Origin of the sequence: Psychrobacter sp. Pi2-52 (assembly GCF_904846705.1) — a bacterium.
In the GTDB taxonomy this organism is placed as follows: domain Bacteria; phylum Pseudomonadota; class Gammaproteobacteria; order Pseudomonadales; family Moraxellaceae; genus Psychrobacter.
Window position 1 is genome coordinate 103,788 of sequence record NZ_CAJHBS010000008.1, and the last position, 7,386, is coordinate 111,173.

6 protein-coding genes are annotated in these 7,386 nt (G+C 42.2%); 2 read left to right on the plus strand and 4 right to left on the minus strand.

The annotated features are described in order from the left end of the window. Positions 1-51: 51 nt before the first annotated feature. Positions 52-1,500 carry a hypothetical protein gene (locus JMY00_RS06555; RefSeq protein ID WP_201579545.1) on the minus strand — a complete coding sequence of 483 codons (1,449 nt, stop codon included), beginning with the start codon at positions 1,498-1,500 and terminating at the stop codon, positions 52-54. Between the two features lie 298 nt (positions 1,501-1,798). Between JMY00_RS06555 and JMY00_RS06560 the strand changes: the two genes are divergently transcribed. After that, complete coding sequence (locus tag JMY00_RS06560; RefSeq protein WP_201579546.1) at positions 1,799-2,581, plus strand: SDR family oxidoreductase; 783 nt, start codon at positions 1,799-1,801, stop codon at positions 2,579-2,581. Positions 2,582-2,764: 183 nt separating this feature from the next. On the opposite strand, the gene JMY00_RS06565 is transcribed toward JMY00_RS06560, so the two are convergent. The 3 genes from JMY00_RS06565 to JMY00_RS06575 all read right to left on the minus strand — a co-directional run bounded on the left by JMY00_RS06565 (position 2,765) and on the right by JMY00_RS06575 (position 6,291). Beyond that, positions 2,765-3,460 carry a lysophospholipid acyltransferase family protein gene (locus JMY00_RS06565; RefSeq protein ID WP_240990673.1) on the minus strand — a complete coding sequence of 232 codons (696 nt, stop codon included), beginning with the start codon at positions 3,458-3,460 and terminating at the stop codon, positions 2,765-2,767. A 165-nt stretch (positions 3,461-3,625) separates the two neighbouring features. Next, entirely contained in the window at positions 3,626-5,512 is a 1,887-nt protein-coding gene (gene parE, locus JMY00_RS06570) for a DNA topoisomerase IV subunit B (protein ID WP_201579548.1), read from the minus strand. Between the two features lie 116 nt (positions 5,513-5,628). Then, positions 5,629-6,291, minus strand: a complete 663-nt coding sequence (locus JMY00_RS06575) for a YqiA/YcfP family alpha/beta fold hydrolase (RefSeq protein WP_201579549.1) — start codon at positions 6,289-6,291, stop codon at positions 5,629-5,631. A 187-nt stretch (positions 6,292-6,478) separates the two neighbouring features. Here JMY00_RS06575 and JMY00_RS06580 point away from each other — a divergent pair, with 187 nt between their 5' ends. Then, positions 6,479-6,739, plus strand: a complete 261-nt coding sequence (locus JMY00_RS06580; protein ID WP_201579550.1) for a DUF1289 domain-containing protein — start codon at positions 6,479-6,481, stop codon at positions 6,737-6,739. The last annotated feature ends 647 nt before the right edge of the window (positions 6,740-7,386 follow it).

Below are 7,386 nucleotides of genomic sequence, written 5' to 3' on the forward strand. Positions count from 1 at the left end.
CTGTGGTTCTTCTTATTAATAAACGGGTAGAAAGCTAACTACGTCTATCTACTATTTATCTTTTCGTGCTGGAATCGTTAAGCTCATCTGTACTTGAGGTAATTTTTCTTTTTGCGCCTTTGTAGGTTTACCATCTTTCACGCTACTAGCGGTTGGCGTATTTTGTTTATCTAACTCTTGTTGTTTTAGTTTCTGCAATTGCTTAGTAAGTTGGCGCTCCCTTTGAGTCATCGCATCAACTGGCTGCATCCACAAATCAATATCGAAAAAATTCTCATTATTCTCAGTGATAAAGTCGATACCAAGCACGACTACATGATGTAGCTCAATAATTGGCAAACGTGTGGCAACGTCCTGTGCGATCTTCGCTAGCTTTGGTTGGACAGCGGCTTTGCTATTAGGCCCTTTAGACTCGTGACCATAAAACACCAGTACATAATGTCGTCCCAAACTTTCATAAGAATGTTGATGTACGACGTAGCCATCTTTTTGCAGCGCTGCGCTTTGTTTAGGGTGTCTATATAGCGTACGGATAAGCTCGTGACGTGAAAACAAAGACTCATCTAGCAGTTGTTGTTGCCAGTGAGCTAGCGGTGTTTCTGTCTGTTCGTCACTGTTAGTTATGTGCTTTTTACCATACGTATCTATCATCTGCATACTTAGCTGAGACCATATCGTGGCTGCTTGTATCATATGCTGATGGTACATCTGAGCAGTTGAACTTTGGTTCTTGTAGGCAAGCGTAATGGCAACCAGTGCTGAGTTAGGTTCGTCTTGTACTTCATTTTTGATGAGCGCATTGTCAACTACGATGGCAGGGACAAACAAATCTGGGCTTTGCAAGAAGCGCTCAACCAAAGCATCTTCCGATTCAAAACTTGGAAGATGCTTTACAGCCGACTGTTGAAGCTGTTCTAAATGATAAGCTAAGAAACGCCACAACTCACACGGGGTTCGTACCGCTGCTGCGATCGAGTACCAGTCATCCCAGCTAAAGACTTGTAGCTGCTGCATGCTTTCGCTCATGTCGACAACTAAGTCTTCTAAAAAGTAACGAACCCCAAAATTGTGTTTAAGTCGCTGTAGAGCACTGTTTGAATTATTTGCACTGTCATCGTTATCATCTTGATTAAGACTGCTACTTCCTCCGATAAGCTGAATGTCAAAAATCATAGCTTCATAACCAACTGAAGTATTATCTCCATCTTGAGACGATAATGACTTGTACCATGTAAGTGCTGACTTGACCGCAGTCATGCGTACAGCCTCAATATCAACTGACTCTGTATCATAGGGTAGATACAGTGTCAGCTCCAACAGCTGTAGCTTGCCAAGTGGTAGCTGATATTGGTAGTGACGAGCGATGTACTGAGCATTGTATTCATGCTCAATCGTATGCATACCTGCTAGAGTAACAGCCATAGCATCTGCTTGTAAATAACTGACTAGCTCAGTCGTCAGATAGCCCCAGTCGGGCATAGTAGTAATCGAATGGGACACAAGTTCCAACCTTCTATTATCGTATGGTGAATATCGCACATGCTAGCTCGTAATAATAACAACATCATTATCGCGTATTACAAATATCTGAATGATGCAAAATTATGCTACATAAGCACTATCAGAGACAGTCGCTTTCAAAGCGATCACTTGTTATGATGATATCAAAGCAGTATTGCTTGCGTGCAAGTTTATGGATGACGAACTGTACTTAGTTGTATTTATCGAAACCATAGTCGTTGAATTTTTAATCATCGAAACTTTAATGACTATTATATAATAATAAGGATTAAACATTATGAAGCGTTTTAAAGAAAAGACCGTCGTTGTAACGGGTGCAGGTTCTGGTATTGGCCGTGCGACTGCTATTCGCTTTGCCGAGGAAGGCGCTAGCGTGGTTCTAGTAGGACGTACGGCAGCAACATTAGAAGAAACTGCAAAAGAGTTGCCGCAAGATCGTACTTGGATTCATACTGACAATTATCTCATTATTACATGCGATATCAGTGTCCAAAGCCAAGTACAAGAGATGGTTGAGCGCGCTATCGACAAATTTGGCAAAATTGATATCTTGGTCAACAATGCTGGCAAAGCAACCCAAGGTAAAATTACAGAACTATCTGCTGATGATTGGCGATCTGCTATCGATGTGAATCTAAACGGGACTTTTTACGTCTCTCAAGCTGCTATGCCTCATTTGATTGCATCAAAGGGCAACATCGTCAATATTTCATCGCTCTCAGGTGTGGGTGGAGACTGGAACATGGCTGCTTACAATGCCGCTAAAGCGGGTGTAACCAATTTAACCCGTACATTGGCATTAGATCATGGTTCAGATGGTGTTCGCGTCAACGCGGTTAATCCAAGCATCACCAAAACTGATATGACTACGGCTATCCAAGATAATGAGTCTAAAACGGATAAGTTCTTAGCTCGCTGTCCGCTTGGACGTTTGGCAACCCCAGAGGATATCGCCGCTGCCATTACCTTCTTAGCAAGTGATGACGCCTCCATGATTACTGGTGTTAACCTACCTGTCGACGGCGGTGTTAGTGCCTCTAACGGACAGCCACAGTTTTAGTTTTTCACACTGATAAATATTCAAACATATTACTCAAAAAAAAAGCCCTCGATATCATCATATCAGGGGCTTTTTCAACATCAATTATCAGAACTTAGTTGTAGGTAGCTGTTACCCTGCGTACCCGCAATACAACCAGTTCTGTTGACTTAACTAATTGAACTATTATTTATACCATTTGGCTTATTCAGCTGCATTATTGATGTCTTGTAGTGGCTGCGACAAGCGCGCAAGGTGTCTTGGTAGCACCCCTTTATACTGAGAATATATTTTTGGTAAATCCGCTTCAATATCACCTGTAGGATAAACCAGCGACATAAACCGTATTTCTTTAGTATTGTAATCCATCGCTACTGGCAAAATCGGTACACCAGCGCCCACTGCTAAATAATAAAAACCTGTCTTCCACGACTCAGTATATTGCCGTGTACCCTCTGGCGATAATCCCAAAAATAATGGTTCACCAGTTTTGAACTTATCTATACTGGCTTGCAGCACAGAGCCTTTGTTACCACGATCGATAGGAATGACCCCTATCCAATTTAATAACTGTGCAAACACAGGCACTTTAAATAGCGTGTGCTTGCCCATAATGCTGATTTTAATGTCTAATGCAAACAGACTTGGAATCGCATAAATACCATCCACATTAGAAGTATGGGGTAGAGCAAGCACTACAGCTTGTGAGATATTTGGAATCTCGCCTACCGTACGCCAACCTGACGCCTTTAATAGCGCGGATGCAATAACAGGCGCAAACTTGTTGCCACGCTTTGGAACCTTGTCTCCCAAATGCTTTTTGCTAAGTTTTGGGAGTACTTTGGAACGCGCAGGTTTAGAAACAACAGACTTAGAACGGTTAAAAATCTTCGGTATCATGACAGCACAATATAATGAAAGGTACTGACATAATACCATTAAGCCTTTGTGGCTAGGCTAAATTTTGCGTGCTTTTATTATGTGATAGATCGTTTAGCCATAAATATAAGTAATGACCTATCCCAATATTCTGCACCCATATTTCTTTAGATTCATTGCTAAGTCCTAAGAAATATCGGCTAAATCACCTTTGCTCTCAAGCCACGACTTGCGATCAGAAGCACGCTTCTTAGCCAGTAGCATATCCATCACGCTATTGGTCAGTACCATGTCGTCCATATCTAACTGTACTAAGCGGCGGGTATCACGGCTCATCGTCGTCTCACGTAGTTGCTCAGCACTCATTTCACCAAGTCCTTTAAAACGTGTAATCTGAGCTTTTTTATTACCCGGTACGTTAGCCAAGATATGTGCAAGCTCTGGCTCATCCAATGCATAGTGAACTTCTTTACCCACATCTACTCGATATAATGGCGGCATGGCCACAAATAAATGACCCGCATCTACTAACGCAGGGAAATGCTTCACAAACAGTGCGCAAATCAATGTCGCAATATGCAGTCCATCAGAGTCAGCATCCGCTAAGATACATATCTTGTCGTAACGTAGCTCGGACAAATCATCAGAGGCAGGATCGACACCGATAGCAATGGCAATATCATGAATCTCTTGACTTGATAACACCGTATCTGATGATACTTCCCATGTATTTAGGATTTTGCCGCGCAGAGGTAGGATTGCCTGATAATGACGATCTCTTGCTTGCTTAGCACTACCACCCGCAGAGTCACCCTCTACTAAGAACAGCTCAGCACCATCACGTAAATCACCACGGCAATCGGCCAACTTACCAGGCAATGCTGGTCCCTGAGTAATCTTTTTACGGGCAACTTTTTTGGCAGACTTTAGACGACGACCTGCTTTATTAATCGCCAATTCAGCGATTTGCGTACCCATGTCCGCATGCTGGTTTAACCATAGGCTAAAGGCATCTTTTGCCAACGTCTGTACAGCGCCCGCCGCTTCGCGACTAGATAAGCGCTCTTTGGTCTGTCCAGAAAACTGCGGCTCAGAGAACTTCAGAGACAAGATATAGTTCACCCCATCCCAGACGTCTTCCGCGGTTAGTTTCACACTACGTGGTAGCAAATTATGAATATCACAGAACTCACGCAGAGCTTCTAAGATACCCGTGCGTAGTCCGTTGACGTGCGTACCGCCCTGAGCTGTGGGAATCAGGTTCACATAGCTTTCTTGAATCGGCGTGCCACCATCAGGTAACCAAGACAAGGCAAAGGTAATAGCCGCTCGTTCACCTGCTTTCGCATCATAATTATAATAAAACGGTGCTTCAGGCAATGTTTCCAAACCATCTAATTGTTCGCTTAGATACTCGACTACCCCATCCGTAAACTGCCAAACGACCTTTTCATCATTAATATCGTCAGTGAATTCAATCGTCAGTCCAGCGGCCAAAACAGCCTTTGCTTTTAAATTATGCTTGAGCTGTTTTACATTAAGTTTAGGTGTATCAAAGAAACTACCATCCGCCCAAAAGTGTACTCTAGTGCCACGTTTACGCTTATTTGAGCTGACTGCTTCAGTCAATGGCGTAACTGGTGCACCATTTTCAAATGCCATATCAAATTGTGTGCTATCACGCCATACCGTAACCTCAACGCGAGTTGATAGCGCATTGACGACAGAGATACCCACGCCATGTAGACCACCTGACACTTCATAATTAGAGGTCGAAAACTTTCCACCTGCATGCAAGCGGGTCAAAATCAGTTCAATTCCAGATTGACCAAACTCAGGGTGGATATCAGTTGGCATACCGCGCCCGTCGTCTTCGACAGACAACGATCCATCACTATGCAATTGCACCTTGATAGTTTTAGCATAACCAGCTAACGCTTCATCTACTGAGTTATCAATGACCTCTTGCGCCAAATGATTCGGGCGCGTGGTGTCGGTATACATACCCGGACGACGACGGACTGGCTCAAGACCTTCTAAAACTTCTAACGATTGCGCATTATATTGACTCACAAATGCATCCTTAACTGTTCGCGTGCGTTTAATTCTATTAAACCATTATAACGAAAAATAGCGACGTTAACGTTAATACTCCATCGCTTACGTCATATAATGTCGTCTATTTAAGGTTATAATAAATCTTGTAAGATATTCATCACCATCGGCAACTGCTCATCAAAGTCACTGAAGCGATGATCACCACCCATTTGCACCGTTACCGATGCGCCCTGACTTTGATAAAAATCTTTAGTCAATTCAGAATTTAACAGCTCGTCGCCTTCTTTTAGCAGTACAGCAACTTTATCGGGATAATTTACTGATAAAAGCTGATGATCTTCAAACCACTGTAAATCTGCAGGCGTAATACTCCAGCCACCCGCTGTCGTATGCAGGACTTTGCTAGTAGATGACTCATTTAAGTTATCTTGACTTGATACAGGTTTATTGGAGAAACGCTGTAAGGTGATATGGGGCTGGACACTAGGGTTAAGCAATAAAACTGGGCAACCTATCTGATTGCTTATCAAAGTGGAAAAATACCCACCTAGCGAGCTGCCGATTAATACTGTATTTGATAACTCAGTCTGCTTATCTGCTGATTTTCTATCTTCACCATTACTTAGCACTTCGATCAAAGACAGTAGTTGCTCACACACTTGAGCGGGGGTTTTATTTAAATCAGGACGCAGCACATTAATATCAGGATAATGAAGCTGGCAATATTTTTCTAACAACACCCCTTTGGTCGAATTAGCATCACTGTCCAATCCATGGATATAAATCAAGTTCACGTATCATCTCACTTATTAATTTTGTTATGATTATCTTATAAAGGCTATCAAAGCTAAGCATAGCACCCGCTAGACGGAAATAATAATAATAAAATGGCACACTATTAGTCAGTATTTGCGACATAATAAGGTTGTACAGTGATTTCATGCAGGTCAAAGGAATGACGGTAGTCATTATGGAGGAGTCATGAATCAACAGTTTGAGCTGTTTAAGATTGCCAACCCATGTATTGGTCTTTGTCAAAGCAATAAGAAGGGTTACTGCTTTGGTTGCCTGCGTAGTCGAACTGAGCGCCAACTATGGCATGATATGACGACAGAGCAGCAACGCGAGGTACTAAGGCTTATCGCAGGACGTAAGCTACGTATAGAACAAATGAAACAGCGTAAAGATGAACAGTTAGGATTTGATTTTGAAGAGATATCTGAGATAGGTGAGTTGTTTTGAGAAATAATTAATCAGGCCAGACATGCCAACAGTATCCTCAAAATGCGTTAAATTTCGCCAAAATATATGCCCAATAACCTAAGAGTAAAGTCAGTAGTCCCCACGGTATGGCGAAACACCAATAATATAAATCGCTAGTAGTAAATACGTAAAAATAAACAGCCATTCCAACACTGATTACAAGTGAAGCTGCATATCCAATCAACAAGGTAAAGAGAACATTATTTTCAACTTTGGTTAAGCTTGGGCTATTTTCTGCACATATATAGAAAAGAAACCCGAAGGCGAAAGCCCCGCCAATAGTAATATGCAAAAATGATATTAGAACTAGCAACCAAATTGACACGCATACTTCCTTGTTAGTCTAATGACGGCTTTGTCTTTAATACAGTGCTTTCTACAAGTTAGAAGCGCTTTTAATAAAAAATAGCATACCTTCAAGTTTTTCTATAATCAATATTGCAATACGCTTGCTAGAATACATTAGACTGAAATAGGTAGATCCGTCACCAAACCGCACGCAAAGAAAATCCCCCGACAAGCTAATGTCGGGGGATATTTCAGAATAGAGAGCTGACGATGACCTACTCTCACATGGGCGAACCACACTACCATTGGCGCTACGATGTTTCACTTCTGAGTTCGGG

Excerpts from the sequence above, each read along its gene's own strand:
- JMY00_RS06560 (WP_201579546.1), top strand. The coding sequence starts at position 1,799 with ATGAAGCGTTTTAAAGAAAAGACCGTCGTTGTAACGGGTGCAGGTTCT.
- JMY00_RS06565 (WP_240990673.1), bottom strand. The coding sequence starts at position 3,460 with ATGATACCGAAGATTTTTAACCGTTCTAAGTCTGTTGTTTCTAAACCT.
- JMY00_RS06580 (WP_201579550.1), top strand. The coding sequence starts at position 6,479 with ATGAATCAACAGTTTGAGCTGTTTAAGATTGCCAACCCATGTATTGGT.